The following is a 21,296-nucleotide window of genomic DNA, read 5'->3' as shown; positions in this document are numbered from 1 at the left end:
GTAGTAGCAGTTAAAGACAACTTCAATTTCTCCACCAGTTTTCCACTATTACAACTTAACCTCAAGAAGATAGCTATTTCAACACTTGATTCAACTGATTCAACAGTTGATGCGATCTAGGTCGCTCGTGGATTATTTAAGTTGATTTTAAATTTATCAAACATAATCCAAATTTAACTAAAATACCGCAAAAAAGGATTCCATGAAGAGTTTATTTCGTCGCTCGTCTGCTTTAAGTGCCGCCTTGCTAGCTTTCGGAGTGTCAGTTGGTGTCGTTAGTCCAATCGCAATTTCTCAATCTGCCTTCGCACAAGATTCTGCAACTCCTGCTTCTCCATCCCCCACTCAAAGCGCAACGACTAACTTTTCTGATGTTGGGGCTGACTACTGGGCGCAACCATTTATTCAAGCCCTAGCAGCTAGAAACATCATTACTGGTTTTCCCAACGGCACTTTCAGACCAGAACAACCCGTGCAGCGGGCTGAATTTGCTGCCATGATTCAAAAAGCTTTTAATCAAAATCGCGTGCGGCAGTTAGCTGAACCTGGATTTAAAGATGTCCCACCTGACTACTGGGCGGCGGCGGCGATTGAGGAAGCATACGAAACAGGGTTTATGGGAGGCGTACCTGGAGGAGCTTTTCAGCCAGCAGAAGACATTACTAAGTTACAGGCGATAATTGCTTTAACAGATGGCTTGAATTTGAAAGCCGACCGTTCTCTCCAAAATGTTATCAGTACTTCTTATTTAGATGCTGAAGCAGTTCCAGCTTATGCCACAGGTGAAGTCGCCGCCGCAACCCAATCTAACCTGGTTGTCAACTATCCCAATATTAGACAACTCAATCCCCAACAACCTCTGACACGAGCAGAAGCCGCAGCTCACTTGTATCAAGCTTTGGTACGGCTTGGACAGGTGCAACCTCTAGCTAGTAATGTGGCAGCAACTCAATAGACCTCCTGCATGAATCAAAAAATCATGGATGTCATTCTGTTGGCGAAGCCTTCCCGAAGGGTACGCAACGCAGTGTAGTGAAGAATCTCCCAGATGTTTCGCTTCGCGTGTGGATGACAATTCAAGTATTCACGCAGGAGGTCTAATATATTGTGGGTCGCAATAGTAATGTGAGTCAAACCACCCCAAATACTCAAACTCCTCAAACTTCTGGTACGACAGCTGCAAATAACTTGGTTGCAGTAGCAACATCAAACCAATCTTTTTCCACATTGACTTCTTTACTTAAAGCTACAGGACTAGCAGAAAGTCTACAAAAACGAGGACCGTATACAGTTTTTGCTCCTACTAACGAGGCATTTGCAGCTCTCCCTCAAGGAATTTTGAAAAAGTTGCAACAGCCAGAAAATAGTGAAGTCCTGATGCAAATTTTGATGTATCACTTGGTTCCAGGGCAACAAACTGCTAAACAACTCTCGGCAGGAGAATTGGAAACGCTTGCCGATAGACCTGTAAATATTCAAATCGATCCAAATGGAAATCAAATTTCAGTCAATGATGCCAGAGTAATTCAATCAAATATCCAAGCCAGCAATGGAATTATTCATGCAGTAAATGAAGTTCTCTTACCACCAAATTTGGATCTGAGTCAGTTGCAGTAATTCCCTGTTGTCTTTGTGCTTAGTATGCAATGTTTTGTGGGGTAGGCATCTCGTCTGCCCTGACACTTCTTAACATCGGGGAGCAAATTGTATGAATGCCAAAGATTTGATGGAAAATACACTCGTTCAGAAAAACCTTCACTCGGAAACTGTAAACCCAAAAAGTTTGCAGGGAACAAATTTAATCGTAGAAAAACCAGAGGGGAGACAACTAAATAGAGAAAAAGTAGATTTAGTAAATGCGGTTGAATATATAGGAATTGTTTTACCTGTTTACTTGGCAATAGCAACAGGAGTGCTAATTATTTTTCAGATCTCGCGTAAAAGAAAACAAAACCTGGCTAGCGATTTCTTGAATCGTCTCCATCAAGTTCCTTGTATAAACTGTCATTTTTATAGCATGAATCCGCATCTCAAGTGTGCTGTAAATCCATCTGTAGTTCTCACTAGACGAGCTATCGACTGCCCAGATTATCGTCCTCGTAACGATACATCTGCATAGCGATCGACAGGAGAAAACCCACAGACTAAAGGAATAATCCGCTTTTTATCGTCGGCGCTTAAATCCATATAAGCCTGAGCAATAATCGCATCAGTGAGGGAGTAATAATAGCAGCGTCCTTCGTCAGACAAATAGTAGTTTGGCTCCTCGTTTTCCCATTCCGACCATGTTTTAGAGACTGGCAAACCAAAAATTACGCATTTTTCAACTCGTGCTTTGTCCATTTCTCGTAACAAAGCCTGAAAGCCGTCAGTTTGTTGAATAAAATTAACGCCATGTAGGTGAGCGTCGAAGATAGCGTACTTACAGCTATAAGAACTGGACATATGGTAATAATGCTGGTAATTTTGGAATAAATCAAATTGATTTCGGCAAATAAACGCAATCTATCTATCATTATTTCTGATAGAAAATCCAAATTTTGTTTTTTCATCTTCATCTAAATTATTTAAATTTTTAAAAATGCAAATCTCTCTTTAGAAAGATGGATATCTTAGTCGAACTTCTATCCTGATATTAAGTCAAATTGAATGAGGAAATAAATACCAAATGGTTCTTTACAAATTAGAAGATTTTGATACAAACTACCAAGATGCTTTTGATGGAAACGATATCAAAGGTTATGAAGTCTATTCCGATCTAGACAATGAAAAAGTTGGTACTGTCAAAAACATACTCGTTGAAGAATCAGGACGTTTCCGGTATCTGGTGGTTGACACTGGTTTTTGGATTTTTGGCAAGCAAGTCTTACTACCAGTAGGACGGATTCGGATTGACACTGGCGATCGCCGTGTCTATGCTGTCGGCTTTACCAAAGAACAAGCGGAAGCACTGCCTGAGTTCAGCGACGATTTGAAGGTTGATTACGACTATGAAGAACAAGTGCGGGGAGTGTATCGCGATCGCGCAGATACGGCAACACCTTTAGAGACATCTGCTGCATCCATGCCTTATGTAGCTAGGGCGGCTTACGATCGCAATACCTACAACTACGAGCAAGAACCAGACCTATACAATATGGGCGATCGCAACCAAGATACACTCAAACTGTATGAAGAACGGCTAGTTGCTAACAAAACCCGCAGAAAAGCTGGAGAAGTATCGATTGGCAAACACGTTGAAGCCGAAACGCAAAGAGTTTCAGTTCCCGTCGAAAAAGAGCGCGTAGTCGTCGAGCGAACCACTCCTGACAATGCTGGCAAGCCTGTTTCTCCTGGTGAAGCCACTTTCCGTGAAGGAGAAGTTGCCCATGTGGATCTCTATGAAGAGAAACCTGATATTCGCAAAGAAGCAGTCTTGCGCGAAGAAGTCAGAATCAGGAAAGAAGTAGAGCAGGAGATGGTTAGCACCCAAGAACAGGTGCGTAGAGAAGAGTTAGATATAGATAGCGAAGGTCGTCCAATTGTGGATAAAGATCGCTAACAGGTGCAGAAAAAAGTGACCAGTGACCAGTAAATATGACTTTCTGTTGTGGGAGTCAGAAACCGTCACCTCATGATTGGTGGCGAGTTTCATTCAACGTGGGTATGCGCGATTCCACATTAAAGAGCGATCGCCGATCTAAGAGATGCTCGTATAGGTTGGAATAAGCGAGAGTCAACCGCTCAAAAAAGCAATCTATGGAGGCAGTATTGTGCGCTTAGGTCAATGGCTCGGCTTATTTGCCCTGGCGATCTCTCTTTATATTCTTTGGCAAATTCGACAAGTTGTTTTACTGTTGTTTGCAGCTGTAATCTTAGCAACAGTTTTAAATCGCGTTGTACGACGAATCCAGCGATACCGCATTCAGCGTGGGATTGCGATCGCGATTACTATTACAGTCTTATTAGCACTAATTATTGGCTTTTTTGCGTTCATCGTGCCGCGTATTGTCGATCAGTTACAACAATTACTGGGTGTACTGCCCCAAACATCAGAAAGAATAGCGGCTTGGTTGAATTGGCTGCAATCGACGATTCCAGGAGCAATTTTTGAACAGCTCCGTGTATTAGAAAATATTCCCCAACAGCTTCAAGCATGGATAACGCAGCTATTAGGTAACTTCTTTGTCATTCTAAATAACTCGCTTACCGTTGTTTTGAGCTTTTTATTGTTTCTGGTACTGACCGTCATGCTATTGGTGAACCCTTCCCAATATCGAAGAGTTTTCATTCTAGCTTTTCCTAACTTTTATCGACGACGAATTGACGAAATTTTGTCTGAATCTGAAGCATCCTTAGTTGGGTGGATTAAAGGAACTCTCATAGCAATGGTCGTCATTGGTTTAGTATCTTTTATCGGGCTGACAATTTTGGGAGTACCCCTGCCTTTAGTCAATGCTGCTTTAGCCGGATTATTAGAGTTTATCCCCAATGTGGGACCAACTTTGAGCGTTGTTCCACCAGCTCTGCTCGCCCTGCTTGATGCTCCTTGGAAGGCAGGGGCAGTTATATTACTTTATATTGCAATTCAGCAGTTTGAAAGCTTAGTTTTAGTTCCCTTAATTATGAAACACGAGGTGAATCTAATGCCTGTGTTTACCATATTATCAGTAGTGGTTTTTGCCAGTTTATTCGGATTTTTAGGGTTATTTCTTGCTATTCCGCTATTGATTGTAGTTCAAATTTGGCTCAAAGAAGTTTTGGTCAAAGATGTGATGAATAAATGGGGAAAATAATTAGGAAAAATTACCCGATTGGGTGCGAGCGAGATTACTCCCACTCGCCATCTATACTATTCGTCCACTGCCGATGGATACACGTTATCGACAATCAATACAGGTCTGTCGGCGTAGTCAGCTTCCAGTTGTTTTCGTATACCAGCATCTAAAGTAAAGCCGTATTCCCGTTCTATGTCAGCAATAACCAGCCGATCTAGCACCCCAGTCGCAACTACTCTCTCACCTTGAGTCACTCTTGGTCTAGCAGCCTGTTTCGGATATGGATTCAAAACCAGCAAATTGTTCTCTAGTACAAAAGCATTAGGGCTATAGACACGCTGGACGTTACCTGGTACGGCAAGCCGTCTGTTGTAATAAGGGCTGGGCTTGCTAGTAATCTCCTCTGGTTCTGGTGCTGGGGCAACTGAGCGGGCAATAATTACCGGATCGTTCTCGTATTGGGCATACGTGGCGCGATCGAATTGCACGTTGTATCTTTTGGCAATCTCAGCCAGCGAAAAACTCCGCACTACGCCCGTTGCTTGCACTTCTATGTCATTAGAAGGGAGATCTAGCGGATTGCCAGAAAGATTTACGATCAAAATCGGCTCAACACCAAGAAACTCTTCGTCAGCAATTGTAAAAGTGTTGTTACCAATTTTCTCCAGAAATCTACCTCTAACAGTCACCCTTTTACCAACCAACGCTTTGAATTTATCAGCTAACTCTTCGGAAGTAACGTTGCGTCGCTCTTGTGGCGTTCTTCTATCCGCCTGAGCAATGATATTGTTTTTGTTGATGGTTCGCGTGACTTCTTGGGCATTGAGATAACCCATAGGTAGAGCGATCGCGATCGCGGCTAGGGCAAATGCTCCTTTAGCACTCCACAACCGCAACGAACCGCCCTTAGTCGAACGAGAACTCACTCTTTCGTTATTTAGTTTTTTAAACACAATTTTCTCCTACTTACTCTCTACCGATCGACGGTAAGATTAAATAGTGGAAAAATCGGGGAAAATGGCGATCGCTGGCAAAATTACGCCTGAAGAAGTAGTTAGCTTGACTTCCTGTTTTCCGGTCTGAATAATTCAAGTGTTAAAACTGAAAACCTAATAAATTCCAGTAGGTCAGGAAGGGAATAAAGACCAAAGCAGCGAGGGTAATTAAGGAATAATGAGATTGCTTTACCAAAGACCAGTAATTATTTTTCCAAGCCCAAGCGGTAAAGATAAACAATCCTAGCGTCAAAAAAGTGGTGAGTAGGGGAATGCAAAGAAATGCGATCGCTACAGCAGGCACGCCATATACTAGCCGCCAAAAGCCATACAGCCAAATTGATAGAGGAAAGCCAATCAGAAAAACTAAGTTTAAAGTACCGATTAAACCTGCTAATCTCCAAGCCCAACGCAATTGCTTTACTTGAAACCGTTTGCCACGCAAACGTTGAATTAAAGGCTTAATCGGATAAACAAAGATAGCTGATAGAAACAGGACTGTACAAAATCCTAAAATCCCTAGCTGCACCCAACTTGTTTCATACCAAGGTATATGCTCGTAGGCTCCAATTTTAGCCCACAGAGGATTAAATGCATACCTAATCCACCCGCTTTCATCCGGCTCAAAGGCTGTGAAAGCATCATCATTGACTCGTTGGAATAGCAATGGTTCGATGGGAGCTAATTGGATCTTTGGAGCATTGCCAACGAAGAACAAACCAGGAGTGCTAACGAGCAAAGTACCTTTCTCACCCTGTTTGATATTTATATGTTCAAATGGTGCAGTGAGCTTGGCGAAGGTATGGCGAGGATATTCCAAATCTCGGTAAGTTCCAGTGAATCGTTCTAGCTGCTCTGCGCTTAGAGCCAGAGGTTTCTTGGGTGATGTTTGCTGTGGAGCGGGAAAATAGCGATCGAAAAACTGAGTCAATAGCTTGCCATTTATCCCACTAAAGCTATTGGTGGCAATAAAAATACCGATGTTGCGATCGGGTAGTAGGGTCAGAGAGCTAGAATACCCTCGCAAACTGCCTAAGTGTCCGATTGTACGGATATTGTTTTCCAACCGTTCGCGAAAACTGTAGCCAGTACCAGGTAATAGGGGATGGTGGGTGAAGTGCTGCTCGTGCATTAGCCGCACTGTATCTTCCTTTAAAATGCGGGAGTTTTCATAGCGACCGTGCAACAGGTGGGCAATCATAAAATGAGCCATATCGGTAGCAGTGGCTTGCATTGACGCACTTGGAGCGATGTTGAGATACAAGTAGGGGACGGGTTTAAACTTGCCACTTTGATACTGATAACCTACAGCCAAATCGTTAGCTAGAGGTGGAGGAGGTGGCTGAAGAAATGTACTCCGCCGCATCTGGAGCGGTTGAAAAATGTTTTTGTCAATATATTGGGCGAAGGGAGTACCAGAGATTTTCTCTACGAGATATCCCAACAAAGCAATGCTGTGGCTGGAATAACTGTATAACTCGCCAGGTTGCCAGACAACAGGTGGCATATGGTCGGCTAGATAGTCTCCTAGTGGCTCCATTTCCTCAGCAGTACGAGCGGCAAGTCCGATCCGCCGTTTTGTCGTACCGTCTGTATGCAGCATCATTCTGGCAGCCGTGACTGGCTCAGAAAAAGGATTTTTGATTTGAAAGTCCGTCAGATACTTGTTGACATCAGCATGTATATCGAGCTGTCCCCGCTCGTATAGTTGCATTGCTGCTGTAGCTGTAAACAGTTTGGAAAGCGAGGCAACGCGAAATAGAGTTTTATCTGCTGCAACTGGCATTTTCTTTTCTAAGTTGGCATAGCCATAACCTTTAGCAAAAAAAAGTTTGCCATCTTTCACCACAGAGACAACGCCACCTGGAACATGAGTTTTCGACATCTCTTCTTGAAAGAAATTGTCTACAAATGCTTCAAACTCTTGTGGGTTATTTAATCCAGGCGCACTTGGAGCCGCAGGTACAGATTGCTCTGGTTCGTTAACTGGCTGGTCTGGTTGGCGATCGATAACTTGTATATCGGCTGGTGTGTTTTGCGCCGAAGCCGGAAGCCCCGATAGCGAGAGAAATAGGATAATGACAAGTACCCAAGAAGCTAATTTACGGGCAAACTTGCGTTTGGCGATCGCCTTTCTTCTCTGTGGCAACATTTCTAGCTCACTGATTCAATCTTTTACCGTATGGCAACTTGAACTCATGTATAAGAGCTGTCATCGGTCATGAGCAATTCACAAATGACCGATGACCAATGACTAAGGGAGGAGATAGTTTCGCTCCAGAATTTTCTTCTTAACATCAATGGTTGTACTGGCTTTGAAGTCAGAATAGATCTAAATAGTGGAAAACTGGTGGAGAGAGCGGCAACTTTATACAGTGACCCTCTACCAGTGACCAGTTATCAGTTACCCTCGGTTTATCTGCTGCGATCGCTGGTCTTTGTAAAAGGAGTCACCGATCTAATAGCTCTTGTTGAGGCTTTTCAGTCTCTATTTCATTTTGTTGGAATTGCTGAGAAGCGTAATTGATTATTGCGCCGAGCGCGAAGAAACCAAAGAGTAGTGCAATTGCCAAAAAGACCTTAATGATGATATTGCTGGGGCGCGGTTCTGTCATGGCTACAGTTACCGAATCAAAAATAGCTCGATGTATCTTGTCTAACTTTGGATGAAACTTCTTCATCCCTAAGACAGAAGTAGATCGAGTAGTCTATAAAGCGATAATTTTGAGAAAAAATTTTGGATAACGATGAATAAACTTAGTCACAATTGCCTCCCTAAGTGCGAGTTCGCCTGCGATCGCAATTTAATGCAAGCTTTGTGGAATCATAGAGCAATTGCCTTGTTGCTGTTGCTTTTAGTGGGTTTGACTGCCTGCTCTATGACTAACTCGGATGGTTCCAAGAAGGGCACAAAGATAAGCGAAATTACCGAGCGACCTAACAGTCAACTCATAGGTAAAACCGTAACTATAAGCGGAGAAATTGAAAAAGTCATCAGTCCGAAGGCATTTATTATTGAAGGCGATCGCTTCTTTAATGACCCAGAGTTACTAGTTGTAAATCTCAGTGGTTCCCCCATAGTTAATGATAGTAATATCCAAGTAACAGGCACGGTTCGCCAGTTTTCTAAATCGGAAATTGAGAAACAGTTTAATTTGAAATTAACTCAGGAGTTGGCAGCAGAATTTAGGGGTAAGCCTGTACTTATTGCTATAGCACTAACCCTTACACCAGAGCCAGGTGAAGTTGCCGAGGAGCCAGCCCCATTTATTGATAAGAACGTCACCATCAGCGGCAAAGTAGCAGAAGTTATTACTCCAAATGCATTCACGCTGGATGACGAAGAGTTAATTGGTGGTAAAGAGTTATTAGTTGTTGGTGCTACTGGTGGTATTGATGCAGGTAAGACTGTGCGAGTGACTGGAAAGATTCGCAACTTCGTTGCAGCAGAGATCGAGAAAGACTTGAATGTTAAGCTAGAACCCGAACTAAAAGCAAGATATGAGGGTAGAGCTGCGGCGATCGCTCGGTCAATCCAAATATTAGAATAAGTTGGCAGGCAAAGAAATGCGATCGCCATCAAATCCTAATCCGTCGATAGCGTGACAGTATCAGCAAGTGGATGGCATATGCGACAAGACCAATCGCAATAATACCTAAAAGCCATCGACCAAAGGGTTCTTCTGCTAGCGTTTGCAGCGCCCCACCCAGCCCTTGAACTTCATCTGGGTCGGACTGAACGGCGGCTTGAATCAGCAGCAGACCGATAACACCGAAAGCAACGCCACGGGCAGTCACGCCAAATCTACCGATGCCCATCGCCCATTTTACCCCAGCGGTACTCATTTGAGTTAATTGCAGCCGTTGGCGGAATCGCTTGGTAAAGGCTAGATATGTAAAGGAAACGCCTATACCTAGCACAATCGCTCCCACTATCCCCACTAACCATTGACCGAAAGGTTGTGCTAGCAAGCGTGCCGTCCAATCTTGTCTCCAACTACTACTATGACTTCCCGCACCAGCAACAATCTGCATGGCAGTCACGGCTAAACCTGCATAACTCGCGCCGCTAATCGCATAGCCTAGGCGGGGGATAACTCTGTTTGCCTGACTGCCTCGATGTTCGGGATCTACAAACGCTTGAACGAAACGCCAAACTGCATAACTCGTTAAACCTACAGCCACTATCGTCAGCAAAAATTTTCCCAATGGCTGCGCCACGATTATTTGGAGAGCATCACTCGTCCCAGCCGCCTCACCACCAATGCCAAGCGCCACTGGCATTGCTAGCAAAGCGACGATGAAGTAAACCACTCCTTTAACCGCATAGCCAAACCGTGCAATCCGCTCAATCCACGAGTTATCAGTAATGAGCTTTTGCATACTTTGCCGTACTACCCATCGTCAATACCTACCATTCTCCACGAGTTTTGCACTATTTATAGCTATTCTCAAGAGCAAAACTATTCTATAGCAATCTAGCCGATTCAAAAGATAGGCGCGTTATGGCTGTCATTTGTCATCGGTCATTAGTCATTTTAATTACTATCATGAAAAGAAGGAAGATTATTTGCTTGAGTTTTATTAGTGTTTTTTTATTCTTAACTATATTAGTTTTTCAGAGCTACAAACTTCAAGTATTTCAGTTCAAACGCTGTCATTGGCTCGATCTATCTTGCTATCCACATTTTCGAGAATCTACAACAGTAATTGCTGAAGAATTATGGGGTCAAGCAGGTGTAGTAGCATATCAAGCAGCGGCTCGGTGGATGTATGCTAATAATGGCAGCAGTCAAGAATTAGACGATATACAGAAACAGTATTTACGCCCCTATTTTGGAGATTTAGTCGATCGCGTGGCGATCGCCTACAATGCTAAACTGATGGACGGCTGGTTGTACGCTGATTTCAAAATAGATATCGGACAAGTTGATGCTGTTGCTCAAACTTATTGTCAGCGGATTTATCTAGAAGGCTCGTACAAACCTAGAGATTCTCGTCAACTGGCGTTATTAGCTCACGAACTCGTACACTCTAGGCAATGCGAACAATTAGGTGGTACAAGTCAGTTTGGCTATCATTATTTCAAGGAGTATAAACAGGCAGGTCAGAATTACGCAAATAATATCATGGAAATTATGGCGAATAATTTTGAAAATCGATTTGCTGGATGGGTTTCTCAGCAGTTAGCAAGCGAGCGAATAGAACCAGAGCAAAAAGTGAATTAATCTGAAACTACGTAACCCGCAGTTAAACTTATAATTCTGCCTGCATTTCTTCAATTTCAAAAAAACTAGCGAGTATGCCTGTAATTGGAATTGCCAAAAAAACTCCTAATATTCCTGCAACTCTAGCCCCAACCAGGATAGCAAACAGAACAATTACTGGATTAAGATTGACTGAATCTTGCATGACTTTAGGAGCAATCAAGTTATTTTGAATCTGCTGAAGTACAAAGCAAACTCCTAAAACTTTTAAAGCTAGCCAAACACTTTGAGATAAGACAGCTAAAGAAACTATACTAATTCCCAATATCGCTCCAATTCCAGGTATGAGATTGGTAAATCCGAGCGCGAGTGACAATATCAATGGAAATGGTATTTCTAATACTAGAAATACCATAAAAGTAGTAAATGATAAAAATAAAACTAGTAAGAACTGACCCTTAATAAAAGCTAGAAACTTACGTTCAACTAGATTAGAAAAACGGCTGTGCGAGCTTACAGGTAAAAGACTGAGGACAAAAAGCCAAAGCCTCTGACCGTATAACAACATAAAAAAAGTCACAGCAGCCATGAGAATAAGAGTCAAAAAATTAGTAAAAAACACTTGTGAATGTATGAAAAGATACGTCAAACTTCTAGTATAAAACGATGCGATTTCTTCTTGTAGTTGCTGCTGAATAACATTTAAGTCTATCTGCATATCCCAACGCTGCATAAATCTTTCTAATCGCTCTACTGATGGCAAAAGAGAATTTAAAAACAAAATTATGCTTTGAATCAGTTGTTGGGCTTGAGAAAAAACAGATAAGCTGACTATAACTATCAAACCAGTAATACTCGTAAAGCTGAGTAAGAAAACAGAAATAACTGCTAGAATCGAGGTAAGAAACGACTGAGCCAACGAACAGGATAGCTAAGTAAAAAAGCTAAAATTGCCGCAAATGCAAAAATAAAAATGACAGTTTTAAAGTAAGATAAAAGCTGTAATAAAGCCCAACAGGAAGCAAATAATAGTAAAAAGCGAACTAACGCCGAATTATTAGTTTGACTCCACAAAATTTTTCTCGGCTCCCTCATATACTATTTAGGAATGGCGATCGCGCATCCTGTTTTGTGCTTCCTTTCAATTCAGGATAGATTTCAATCGTGGAAAAGTGGTGGAGAACTCGGTAATTCGATCTGAATACAAAAAACCTTTAAAGTCGTTCGCTACTTTGAGCAAGGCTAGCAATAGCTGCAATCAATTCATTTGGCTCGACTGGCTTAGTTAGATATAGTTGAAGCTGCCACCACAACCATTCTGTGAGCAGCATTGCTACTACGGTGCTTAGGATAGCAATGCTATAACGCTGTAGTTGGGAGCGTTTCAAGTTCAACCTCTTTTACAGTGACTAGTTATCAGTGGCTCTTGACCAAAGTAAACACTCGTGGCGCGGAAAATGCTATGCGATCGCCCGTGACAACTGACATCTCTTAACTGGTAACTGGTAACTGGTAACTGGTAACTGGTAACTGATTTAATCTTCTTTCTACCCAAGTTTTCCACCCCCCGCAGCTTTATCAACGTGTAGAACAGTTTAAAGAGCAGCAGAGTTTAAACTCTATTGCTGAGGCGATAAATCTCATCCTAGAAGATTACTTTGGATTAGATTCTTGTCAAACTACCACGAACAAACCCCTCACGATTATGGTGGAGAACTTAAGGGGTGAAGTCAGCGACTTGAAAAGTCAGGTTTCACAACTACAGCAAAATTCAAAGCTAGATGCAACAGACCAATCTACAAACAACAACCAAAGCGATTTATTGGATAGACAGCAATTGGCTGAACGATTAGGAGTTGACCAGACGGCGATCGCGCAACACGAAACTGATGGTAAAGAGTTTGTGGAATGGTCGAAAAGCAAAGATCCAGAGCAAATTTCTTGGAAATACGCGGGGGCTAATCTGTTTCGGCGAGTTTGAAGTTAGTGTTTTTGAGTTTTCCACTAGTTTTCCACTATTGGGGCTTATCGTCAAAACATTGGTTCTCATCAATACCAAAAGGAGATTCCCATGATAAACAAACTTAGTAACAACACAACTTCTCATCGCGATCGCATCACTCAAGTTTTCGGCAAAACTCCAGCAGCGATCGCCCTAGCACTGTTTGCTTTAGTGCTTCCCGCTTGTACTGGCACAAACTCCGACTCAGCAGGTCGCGAAGCTGCTACTACTACTAGCGAAGTTGCAGATCGATCGAATTCTAATCTCATCGGCAAGACTGTAACTATCAGCGGCGACATTCAAAGGCAAGTCAGCCCCCAAGCTTTCACGATTCAAAGCGATGAGTTTGTTAACGGTCAAGAGGTGTTGGTTGTCAATGCCAATAAAGTCCCAATTGTCGAAGGAACTCTAACACGGGTGACGGGTACAGTTCGAGATTTGACTATAGTTGACGTAGAAAAAGAGTACGGCTTCGATCTAGACCCTGGTTTGGAAGCTCAAATTAGAGAACAACCCGTTATCGTTGCTACGCAGGTGGCTCTCAATCCCAATCTAGAAAAAATTACCGAAAACCCAGTCCCGTTCTTAGGTCGCACAGTCGCAATTGAAGGAGATGTTGAGAGAGTCATCAGTCCAACTGCATTTATGGTTGACAACAATGAAGTGCTTGGGGACGATGACATACTGATTGTTAGTGCCGCGCCAGCCAAGAATATTACCGAAGGTAGCCGTGTCCAAGTTACGGGAAATGTCCGCAAGCTGACCACAAGAGATTTAGAGCGGGAGTTTAACTTAGGTCCAGCTAAGGAGTATGAAGTATACGTCCAGAAACAGCCCGCAATTGTTGCTGAGAGAACTCAAGTTGTGGGGCAGTAAATTTGCCACGCTGAAAAACAGCATCACGTTTCAATCCAGTCCCATTCAGGTATAAAGATGACGCACTCCCCTCGTCGCCCACCAGAAGCAAATTCTCGTCGGCGTTTGTGGCTGTTAATATTCAGCCGCAGCAGTCTTGCTGTAGGAGCATTTTTGCTTGTAGCTATTGTCGGGGGCGTATCGTGGGGTTGGGTTTTTATCAACCAAAGGTTAGTACCGCTGGTTGAAAGGAATTTAGAGCAGCTCCTTGGAAGACCTGTAGATATAGGGGTAGTGGAAAGGTTTTCGCTCAATAGCTTGCGATTTAGTTCGGCAGCACTCCCAGCAACTTCTAGCGATCCAGATCGGGTGACAGCAGAAGCGGTAGAAGTCCAGTTCGATCTTTTGCCACTCCTGTTTAATAGAAGATTAGAATTAAACGTTACGTTAGTCCAACCGGATGTCTACGTCGAACAGGCAAAAAACGGGCAGTGGGTTTCAACTCAAATTAAAACTCCCCAAGGTGGTGCTGGTTTGATTCAAACTGAGTTAGAGACGATTCGGGTGCGAGATGCCGATATTGTCCTAGTGCCAAATCCAGAACCAAGTAGACCATCAGGTGCAGTGGCGATGCTCCAGAGGAGCCGCTTCGCTAACGCAGATGTGAGTGGAGTCGCCCGCTTTCTAGACCAAAATGAACGAATTCAGTTCGAGTTAACTGGTCAACCGAAAACAGGGGGCAAACTGGCACTATCTGGAGAAACTCGCCCTGCGGCATTGCAACAGACAACTCTTAATATCGAGGCAGAGAATTTACTCGCCACCGAGATTAGTCGGTTAATCGATCTACCCATTAACCTACAAGCAGGTCGGGTGGATGGTGACTTAAGAGTGCAGTTACAACCCGAAGGACAACAACCTGCGATCGCAGGGACGGCTAGCCTGAGTAACGTTACTGCCAAGATTGAAAACGTGCCGAATCTATTTACGAATACCCAAGGGAAACTTTTATTTAAACCGGATCGGACGATCGCCTTGCAAAACGTGACAACCCGCTATGGCAAAATTCCAGTTCAAATCGGCGGGTCGCTCAATACTCTTAAAGGTTATAACTTATCAGGTCAGGTGAAAGCAGTTAGCGCAAATAATCTGCTAAACACGCTGAATGTTGAATCTCCCTTTCCGACAAAGGGAACTCTCAGAGCAGATATTCAGTTGCGGGGTGCGATCGAGCAACCCGTTTTGAGTGGCACTGTCAGCACGATTAAAACTGCACGGATCGACCGGATTCCATTTAAAGATATTAGCGGTCGCTTTGAGTTGACAACAGCAGGGGCAACACCAGAAATTACCTTTGCCAATATTCAAGCAACTCCCGCAGTTGGGGGAAAAATTACAGGCAAGGGTCAAATCCAGTTAGGGACTCAACCTCAAGTCGCATTTAATTTCCAGGGTCAAAACGTACCAGGGAATGCTATAGCCAAGCTTTACGACACTACACCCCCAATTCACATTGGCGATGTAGCAGGAACGGCAAAAATTTCTGGTTCCCCTGGCAATATCCGTACTGTAGCGCAAGTGCAAGCACCTGAAGCTACCTATCCTGGTACGGCTCAAGTCATCGTTACTAACGAGGGAAATACGCTGATTCGAGATGCTGTTTTCCAGGTTGCAGGTGGTAAGGTAACGGCAAACGGTCAAATTAATCGCGATCGCGCCTTTCAAGCGGTTGTGAATGCCAGTGGAGTGCAGCTTAAGTCCTTCTCACCTCAGTTGCGGGGACAATTTAGTGCCAATAAAGTGCGCGTCACCGGAAATTCGTTCGATTTATCCGAGATTCAAGCCCAAGGACAAGTAGGCTTTTCTCAAGGTTTAGCCGTTATCGAGCAACCCCTGACAGCTCAAGTTAGGTGGAATGGCGATCGAATTATCGTTCAAAAAGCAACTGCATCAGGGCTGAATGCCAGTGGAACGGTTGACGTGCGTTTACCAGAACAAGCAGCGCCAGAAATTGCTGGGTTTAACTTAGACGTGCGGGCGCGAGATTACGACTTGCAAGAGTTTGGTTTGGATATCCCTGGTAACGTAACGCTAGCAGGACAAGCAGATTTTACCGGAAAAGTTACAGGTACTCCCGATGCTCCCAATGCGGTTGGAAATCTAGGGTTGCAAAACTTGCGCGTCAACGGTTTAGCCTTCGATCCGGTATTGACTGGCAAATTAAATTATCGAGCCGGACAGCAGACTCAACTAGATGTTAGTGGTAAACAAGATAGAATTGCCTTTACCTTGGATAAGAATAATCGCCCCGTTTCATTTTTCGTGCGGCGAAATCAGGCAGTAGCTAGGGGTGCAACCCAAGGCGAAAACTTAGTTGTTAACGTGCAAGACTTTCCCGTAGCCGTACTGCGAAACGTGATTCCAGGCGATCGCCTCAAGCAAATTGGTGCGATCTCAGGGGAAGTATCGGGCAATCTCACGATCGATCTTACCGAGAATATCACCCAATCTACCGTAATTGGAGATGTGGCGATCGCTCGACCTAGGGCAGGTAGATTCACAGCCGATGCAATTAAAGCCAACATCCGTTATGAAGGCGGCGATTTCAGCTTAAAAGCAGGTGAATTGCGTCTAGGCGATAGCCGCATAGATCTTAGTGGCGATTTCCAAGCGGGACAAGACCGTAAATTTCAATTTCAAATTGATTTCGATCGCGCCAGAGTTGAAAACGTTTTGCAAGCACTGAGCGTTTTCGGTTTTGAAGACTTAGCAGGTGGCTTGTTACCCGAAGATCTCCCTGGAGCAGAGGCATTACCAACGGTATCTGTAGGTATACCAGAAAAATCCTTACTCGCCCAACTGCGACTGTTTTCGGAAATTAGAGCGTTAATCACACAACAGCAACAGCAAGAAAGAGCTTCAGCTACATTGCCACCACTTTCAGCCTTGGATGGTACGATTAGCGGCGAAATTGCCGTAACAGGGGCATTATCTCCAGGTTTACAGCCATCGCTTGATGTTGACTTTGAATTACGCGCTCAAGATTGGCAATGGGGAACTTACAAAGTCGATGAAGCAATTGCCAGAGGGACTTTTGAAGATGGCGTTTTGACGCTGCTACCCTTGCGGCTCGATCTCGGTGACGGACTGATTGCATTTACCGGACAACTAGGGGAGGAACTTTCGGGACAATTGCGAGTCGTCAGCGTACCCGTAGCAACCTTACAGCCTTTTTTGGATCGCTTACCACAAGCATTACCATTTGATGTCACCGGACAGTTGAATGCCCTCGTCACCCTAGCAGGTAATCTAGAAAACCCTCAAGCGATCGGTGAGGTAGCACTGGTGGAAGCAAGCTTGAATCAGCAACCGATTCAAACAGCCCAGCTGAGCTTTGACTATAATGATGCGCGGTTGAGTTTTGCCAGCGATGTATTGATAACAGGGACTCAACCAGTTGAAATTACAGGCAGTATTCCCGTAGCGTTACCGTTTGCCTCCGTCCAGCCCGATAGTAACCAAATCAGCATCCAAGCAAACGTACAAGATCGAGGTTTGGCATTATTGAATTTATTCACCGAGCAAGTTGCTTGGGTTAACGGTCAGGGACAAGTCAATGTCGAAGTGCAGGGAACTTTAGACCAGCCATTAATAACGGGGGAAGCTGTGGTGAAGAATGCCACTTTAAAAGCTGAGGCTTTGCCCGAACCATTGAGAAACGTCACGGGGACGGTGGAGTTTAATGGCGATCGCATCGTTGTTCCTAATATTACAGGGCAGTACAATTCAGGTAAAGTGACTGCTGAAGGAACTCTACCGATTTTTGCCACCCAACAGGCACAGCCAGCAACAAATCCCCTTACGGTATCGCTCAACGACTTAGAGGTAGATATCGAAGGACGCTATGAAGGCGGAGTTAGCGGCAATGTCGTTATTACAGGCACAGCTCTATCTCCCAATATTGGCGGTAAGATTCGCTTGGCGAACGGTCAAGTCTCTTTGGGAGGAACTGAAGAGACTCCTACTGCCGCAGTAGGTACACCCGCAGCAGGTACGGCTACAAGTAGCACAGCGACAAATCGCAACACCCCAGAGGAATCTCCGATTGAATTTACCAATTTGCAATTGATTCTCGGCGATGACGTGCGGATCGTCCGTCAACCCCTACTTAACTTTGAGGCAGAAGGCGACCTGGCGATTAATGGCACTTTAACGAATCCTCGTCCTCAAGGAGTGGTGCGTCTGACGGGGGGACAAGTCAACTTATTTACGACTCAGTTTAATTTAGCGCGGGGCAAAGAACAGACGGCACGCTTCACGCCCAAAGGAGGACTAGACCCCATCCTTGATGTCACTCTAGTGGCAACCGTACCGGAGACAACGGGCATTGGGCGAGTTCCCACTTCACCTTTTTCTGGCGAGATCCGCGACGTTGGGGCTACCAGCTTCGGCACTTTCCGCACCGTGCGCGTGCAAGCAGCAGTAGAGGGACCCGCGAGTGAATTGGCGGATAATCTAGAACTGACCAGCGAACCGAATCGCAGCGAAGCAGAGATCGTCGCACTCTTAGGCGGTTCCTTTGTCAATACCTTGGGTAGAGGAGATCCTACCCTAGGGCTTGCCACAATTGCAGGATCTGCCCTACTGTCCAACTTCCAAGACAATATTACCGAGATTGGCGAGGCTTTAGGTATTGACGAATTACGCCTGTTTCCTACCATCGTCACCGATCCAACAGAAAACGTTTCTGTCCTCGGTTTAGCAGCAGAGGCAGTGTTTGCCATCACCAACGATTTCTCTGTCTCCCTCTCACGAGTATTTGCTGCTGATGACCCCCTGCGTTACAACCTAATTTATCGCCTCAACGACCAAATTTTGGTACGTGGCTCCACCAATTTGAGCGGTGAGAGTCGGCTGCTAGTGGAGTACGAAACCAGATTTTAGTTTATGTCTTAACTGTGTTGCAAAAACTTCTCAGCTCAAAACTCTATAAATCTTTGGGAATTGCACTTTCGTTATTGTTATTTCCAGCTACGGGAGTTCAAACCGCAGTCGCAGCCGATCGCATTTATGCGACATACGGCGCTTTTGAAAGCTCGGTGGCGATCGAAGATTTGGCAGAGTTTGCCAAAACGGGCAAAATTCAGGGCGGACTGATCGATTACGCCCGCAGGCTCACCCCCGCACAACTAGCGCGGCTACGAAGCATACTAACTGCACCAGTGGATCTCACTCCAGTGGCAATTTCTCAATTTCTTTACTCTTCGATTGGCGAAACTTTATTACAACGCCTGGGACAGATCGTTCAAACTGAAGCCAGACTTCCAGGGTTTTATGCCATTCGCTCGGCGCTCATCTTAGCCGCAGCAGAAAATCGCCAAGGCTTCACCCTACTCGATGTCTTGCGTCAGTTTCCTACAAATGGAATTCGAGTCAATCTAGGGCAAAGTTTAGAGATTGTAGAAGAATTACAAGCTGTCATCAATCGCACAAACGAAGCGATCGCTCTGGTACAAAGACAATCGGCTGCCGCTGCCATTAACCAACAGCCAGCCAATTTCTCTCAGTTGCCAGACTTGCGCCAACGAGGAAGTTTTACTTGGACGAAACGCACCTTAGAGCTTTACGATCCCAGCCGCGATCGCGCCTTTATTGCCGATCTTTATTTACCCAGGGGGCAGGGAGTAGGGAGCAGGGACGAGCTGGGGGAAGAGAGGACAAGGGGACAAGGGAGACAAGGGGGACAAGAAAGTAATTACCAACAACCAACAACACTCAACCAACAACTCTTTACCAATTACCAATTACCAATTACCAACCACCGACGCTTCCCAGTCATTGTCATCTCCCACGGTTTAGGTTCAGACCGCAATACTTTTAGATATCTCGCCCAACAGTTAGCTAGTTATGGTTTTGCCGTTGCCGTTCCCGAACATCCCAATAGCAATGCCGAACAATTGCGATCGCTCCTGAATGGTCGCGCTACTGCCGTGACACCTCCAAGGGAGTTTATCAATCGTCCTCTGGATGTATCTTATTTGCTCGATGTTTTGGCGCAACTGAATCGCACCGATCTATCTTTTGCCCTGAATTTACAACAAGTTGGAGTTGTCGGTCATTCCTACGGCGGCTATACAGCATTAGCTTTAGCAGGTGCTAAGTTGAATTTCGACCAATTGCAACAAGACTGTCAGAATTTGGGCGAGACTTTTAATTTGTCTCTACTACTTCAGTGTCGGACGCTAGAATTACCGCGCACGCAGTATAATTTACGCGATAAAAGAATTAAGGCGGCGATCGCGATTAATCCGATTGGTAGCTCCCTTTTTGGTAAAGCTGGGTTGAGTCAAATAAAAATTCCGGTGACGATCGCTAGTAGCAGCGAGGATAAAGTTGCACCTGCTTTACCAGAACAAATTTTACCCTTTACATGGCTGACTGCTCGGAATAAATATCTTCTCTTACTCGCAGGTGGAACCCACTTTTCTGCTGCCGATAAATCCGATCCAGGTAGCGAACCTTTACCCATTCCCGAATCAGTCATCGGTCCAGATCCCGCCTTGGCTCGTGGCTATCTGGGAGCTTGGAGCGTGGCTTTTTTTGAAACTTACATTGCTACTTCTCAGCAGTACCGTCCCTATCTGAGTGCTGATTATGCTCGGTTTATTAGTCAACCACCTTTAACTTTGAGTTTAGTGCAATCTCTACCTTTAGATAACCTGACCCAATAACTAGACAGAAAAATTGAAGCGATCGATTTTGGAGGAATGATGAAAATTTTGGTTGTTTACTACTCAATGTACGGTCATACCTTAAAACTGGCGCAAGCTGTTGCCGAAGGAGCCAGCAAAATCCCTGGAGCTGAAGTGATGTTACGTCGCGTTCAGGAATTTGAAGCGGTCGATCAAATCATCGACCAAGATGCTACGTCGCGTTCAGGAATTTGAAGCGGTCGATCAAATCATCGACCAAAACGAAGCGGCTCGTCAAGTACGAGAGCAACAGCAGGACATTCCTATTTGTACCGTTGACGATCTGCGATCGGCAGATGGAGTCATTTTTGGCTCTCCGACGCGCTACGGCAATATGACGGCACAAATGAAACAACTAATCGATTCTACCTCTAGCTTATGGCTAAACGGTGAGATGGAAGGCAAACCAGCAGGCTTGTTTACCTCAACCGCCTCCACTCATGGAGGTCAGGAAACAACGCTGCTGACGATGATTGTTCCCTTATTATATCTATAGGAACTAGTTACTACATTAAATAATACTATTTTAGTAGCTTTATAGTACAAATGTATTAATAAGAACTGCTCAGCACATCAAATTTTAACGATTTTCATTCCAGAGAAAGATCCTGCGCCAACCTCTGGGACTTGCAGCCGCAATTGTTAGAAAGACTGCTTTTAAACCGATCGCAATAAGGTTAGCTAGCGCCAGCAGTCAGTAACCTAAGCAGCGAGAGCGAGTTGAGTCC

At 44.5% G+C, this 21,296-nt stretch carries 19 protein-coding genes and 1 pseudogene; 14 read left to right on the top strand and 6 right to left on the bottom strand.

Annotated elements, in window-relative coordinates; translation table 11 throughout:
* Positions 1-202: 202 nt before the first annotated feature.
* The 3 genes from CHRO_RS18725 (at position 203) to CHRO_RS18715 (ending at position 2,119) form a co-directional block, all read left to right on the top strand.
* Positions 203-955 (top strand): S-layer homology domain-containing protein, encoded by a 753-nt coding sequence (locus tag CHRO_RS18725; RefSeq protein WP_015155798.1) that lies wholly within the window; start codon positions 203-205, stop codon positions 953-955.
* Positions 956-1,125: 170 nt separating this feature from the next.
* On the top strand, positions 1,126-1,617 hold the full coding sequence (locus tag CHRO_RS18720; protein WP_219335960.1) for a fasciclin domain-containing protein: 492 nt from the start codon (positions 1,126-1,128) through the stop codon (positions 1,615-1,617).
* A gap of 91 nt (positions 1,618-1,708) precedes the next feature.
* On the top strand, positions 1,709-2,119 hold the full coding sequence (locus CHRO_RS18715) for a hypothetical protein (protein ID WP_015155796.1): 411 nt from the start codon (positions 1,709-1,711) through the stop codon (positions 2,117-2,119).
* Here the strand turns inward: CHRO_RS18715 and CHRO_RS18710 are convergent.
* A complete protein-coding gene (locus CHRO_RS18710; RefSeq protein WP_015155795.1) occupies positions 2,089-2,445 on the bottom strand; it encodes a hypothetical protein in 357 nt (118 codons plus the stop codon). The two genes, CHRO_RS18715 and CHRO_RS18710, sit on opposite strands and share 31 nt — an antisense overlap.
* A 223-nt stretch (positions 2,446-2,668) precedes the next feature.
* On the opposite strand from CHRO_RS18710, the gene CHRO_RS18705 reads away from it, so the two are divergent.
* On the top strand, positions 2,669-3,541 hold the full coding sequence (locus CHRO_RS18705; RefSeq protein WP_015155794.1) for a DUF2382 domain-containing protein: 873 nt from the start codon (positions 2,669-2,671) through the stop codon (positions 3,539-3,541).
* Between the two features lie 211 nt (positions 3,542-3,752).
* Positions 3,753-4,775 (top strand): AI-2E family transporter, encoded by a 1,023-nt coding sequence (locus CHRO_RS18700; protein WP_015155793.1) that lies wholly within the window; start codon positions 3,753-3,755, stop codon positions 4,773-4,775.
* Between the two features lie 56 nt (positions 4,776-4,831).
* On the opposite strand, the gene CHRO_RS18695 is transcribed toward CHRO_RS18700, so the two are convergent.
* Both CHRO_RS18695 and CHRO_RS18690 read right to left on the bottom strand, forming a co-directional pair.
* The gene (locus tag CHRO_RS18695) at positions 4,832-5,710 is read right to left on the bottom strand and encodes a hypothetical protein (protein WP_015155792.1); all 879 of its coding nucleotides are present in this window, start codon (positions 5,708-5,710) and stop codon (positions 4,832-4,834) included.
* Between the two features lie 142 nt (positions 5,711-5,852).
* Positions 5,853-7,904: a serine hydrolase domain-containing protein gene (locus CHRO_RS18690; RefSeq protein ID WP_015155791.1), complete on the bottom strand. Its 2,052-nt coding sequence runs from the start codon at positions 7,902-7,904 to the stop codon at positions 5,853-5,855.
* 237 nt (positions 7,905-8,141) lie between these two features.
* Here CHRO_RS18690 and CHRO_RS32555 point away from each other — a divergent pair, with 237 nt between their 5' ends.
* Together CHRO_RS32555 and CHRO_RS18680 are read left to right on the top strand one after the other, a co-directional pair.
* Positions 8,142-8,279 carry a hypothetical protein gene (locus CHRO_RS32555; protein ID WP_181246384.1) on the top strand — a complete coding sequence of 46 codons (138 nt, stop codon included), beginning with the start codon at positions 8,142-8,144 and terminating at the stop codon, positions 8,277-8,279.
* Between the two features lie 220 nt (positions 8,280-8,499).
* Positions 8,500-9,303 (top strand): hypothetical protein, encoded by an 804-nt coding sequence (locus CHRO_RS18680; protein ID WP_015155789.1) that lies wholly within the window; start codon positions 8,500-8,502, stop codon positions 9,301-9,303.
* Positions 9,304-9,331: 28 nt separating this feature from the next.
* Here CHRO_RS18680 and CHRO_RS18675 read toward each other — a convergent pair whose 3' ends face one another.
* The gene (locus CHRO_RS18675) at positions 9,332-10,135 is read right to left on the bottom strand and encodes a DUF1206 domain-containing protein (RefSeq protein ID WP_015155788.1); all 804 of its coding nucleotides are present in this window, start codon (positions 10,133-10,135) and stop codon (positions 9,332-9,334) included.
* 167 nt (positions 10,136-10,302) lie between these two features.
* Here CHRO_RS18675 and CHRO_RS18670 point away from each other — a divergent pair, with 167 nt between their 5' ends.
* Positions 10,303-10,980, top strand: a complete 678-nt coding sequence (locus CHRO_RS18670) for an eCIS core domain-containing protein (protein WP_041463286.1) — start codon at positions 10,303-10,305, stop codon at positions 10,978-10,980.
* A gap of 28 nt (positions 10,981-11,008) precedes the next feature.
* Here the strand turns inward: CHRO_RS18670 and CHRO_RS18665 are convergent.
* Both CHRO_RS18665 and CHRO_RS18660 read right to left on the bottom strand, forming a co-directional pair.
* Positions 11,009-12,054 (bottom strand): annotated as a pseudogene (locus CHRO_RS18665) (AI-2E family transporter).
* A 119-nt stretch (positions 12,055-12,173) separates the two neighbouring features.
* A complete protein-coding gene (locus tag CHRO_RS18660; protein ID WP_181245450.1) occupies positions 12,174-12,347 on the bottom strand; it encodes a hypothetical protein in 174 nt (57 codons plus the stop codon).
* A gap of 317 nt (positions 12,348-12,664) precedes the next feature.
* Here CHRO_RS18660 and CHRO_RS18655 point away from each other — a divergent pair, with 317 nt between their 5' ends.
* The 6 genes from CHRO_RS18655 to CHRO_RS18635 all read left to right on the top strand — a co-directional run bounded on the left by CHRO_RS18655 (position 12,665) and on the right by CHRO_RS18635 (position 21,064).
* Positions 12,665-12,940, top strand: a complete 276-nt coding sequence (locus tag CHRO_RS18655; protein ID WP_041462532.1) for a hypothetical protein — start codon at positions 12,665-12,667, stop codon at positions 12,938-12,940.
* 90 nt (positions 12,941-13,030) lie between these two features.
* On the top strand, positions 13,031-13,837 hold the full coding sequence (locus tag CHRO_RS18650; RefSeq protein WP_015155786.1) for a hypothetical protein: 807 nt from the start codon (positions 13,031-13,033) through the stop codon (positions 13,835-13,837).
* 57 nt (positions 13,838-13,894) lie between these two features.
* Positions 13,895-18,760 carry a translocation/assembly module TamB domain-containing protein gene (locus CHRO_RS18645; protein ID WP_015155785.1) on the top strand — a complete coding sequence of 1,622 codons (4,866 nt, stop codon included), beginning with the start codon at positions 13,895-13,897 and terminating at the stop codon, positions 18,758-18,760.
* Between the two features lie 14 nt (positions 18,761-18,774).
* Positions 18,775-20,547, top strand: coding sequence for an alpha/beta hydrolase (locus CHRO_RS33470; protein ID WP_015155784.1), 1,773 nt, complete (start codon positions 18,775-18,777; stop codon positions 20,545-20,547).
* A gap of 36 nt (positions 20,548-20,583) precedes the next feature.
* Positions 20,584-20,763, top strand: a complete 180-nt coding sequence (locus tag CHRO_RS35085) for a flavodoxin domain-containing protein (protein ID WP_051033266.1) — start codon at positions 20,584-20,586, stop codon at positions 20,761-20,763.
* Entirely contained in the window at positions 20,738-21,064 is a 327-nt protein-coding gene (locus CHRO_RS18635; RefSeq protein WP_051033265.1) for an NAD(P)H-dependent oxidoreductase, read from the top strand. The genes CHRO_RS35085 and CHRO_RS18635 overlap by 26 nt, the downstream gene beginning before the upstream one ends.
* The last annotated feature ends 232 nt before the right edge of the window (positions 21,065-21,296 follow it).

The sequence above is a fragment of the Chroococcidiopsis thermalis PCC 7203 genome (assembly GCF_000317125.1).
GTDB lineage: Bacteria > Cyanobacteriota > Cyanobacteriia > Cyanobacteriales > Chroococcidiopsidaceae > Chroococcidiopsis > Chroococcidiopsis thermalis.
This window is presented reverse-complemented; position numbering and strand designations above follow the sequence as displayed.